Below are 1,014 nucleotides of genomic sequence, written 5' to 3'. Positions count from 1 at the left end.
CGTAGAGGCTCAGGCCGTTGATTTCGGTGGAGGTGACCTGGCCGCCGCGGAAGGTTTGCGGCAGGGAACGACCGTCGTCGGAACGCAGGATTGGCAGCACCGGCATCCATTCGCCGACCTTCAGTTCAGTCTTCGAGACCTTGGCCTTGAGGGCCACGCCGAGGCGACCGAAGTCATCGGCGGGGCGACCGTCATTGTGTACCGGCAGCAGTTGTGTACCTGCCGTGCCACGGCCGCCGTCGAGCTTGACCGAGTACATGCCCAGCACGTCCACGCCGAAACCGACCGTGCCTTGGGTGAAACCGGACTTGGCGTCGAGGATGAAACTCTGGGTCCACTCTTCAGCCTTGCCTTGGGCATTGTTCGGGTTGGTGAAGTTGCGGTTGAGGTAGAAGTTGCGCAGGTTCAGGGTGGCCTTGGCATCTTCGACGAATCCCGATTCCGCTGCCAGGACGGGCAGGGCGGCGCTGGCCAGGGCGGCGGCGATGAGGCTGGGGAACAGGTGCTGTGTGGGCTTCATGGGCGTTGTCTCTTGTTTTTTTGTGGACGAAGCGAGTTGTTGCCGCAACCGTGGGTTACGAACATTGCGGTGGAGCTGGAGGGTTAAAACGATCGAGGATCAGCCGGACGGAGCGGGGCGCAGAGGCATGGCGTCGAACCTGTTGTTATTGGTTTTGTGTGAGGGATGGTGAAGGGCTGCCTGGGATCGGTTCAATTGCCGTTTGCGGGTTTTGGGCGATTATCGAACGGCAAAACGGCCGATTGGATGGACGCATTCCACTGTGGGAGCGAGCCTGCTCGCGATGGCGGCCTGTCAGCTGTCGAGTACATATCCATTGCTGCGGTAACGGCTACTTATGGTTCCGCTCTTACAGCGGCTCACTTTTGAGAAGCGCAAAAGTAAGCAAAACGCTCCTGCCCCTCCACTCGGTGCCTCGCTAGGGCTCGGCATGCCCTCACTCCGGCATTGCTCCGTGGGCCGCCGCGAAGGGCCATCCATGGCCCAGCGCGGCT

At 61.1% G+C, this 1,014-nt stretch carries 1 protein-coding gene; it reads right to left on the bottom strand.

Annotation, left to right across the window (positions count from 1 at the left end; translation table 11 throughout):
• A partial coding sequence (locus HU767_RS28505; RefSeq protein WP_186731109.1) for an OprD family outer membrane porin occupies positions 1–520 on the bottom strand: 520 nt, incomplete at its 3' end.
• Between the last annotated feature and the right edge of the window lie 494 nt (positions 521–1,014).

The sequence above is a fragment of the Pseudomonas sp. SWRI179 genome, assembly GCF_014268705.1.
GTDB classification, from domain to species: domain Bacteria; phylum Pseudomonadota; class Gammaproteobacteria; order Pseudomonadales; family Pseudomonadaceae; genus Aquipseudomonas; species Aquipseudomonas zanjanensis.
The sequence above is the reverse complement of the archived record's forward strand: the minus strand, read 5'-3'. Positions and strand labels throughout refer to the sequence as shown.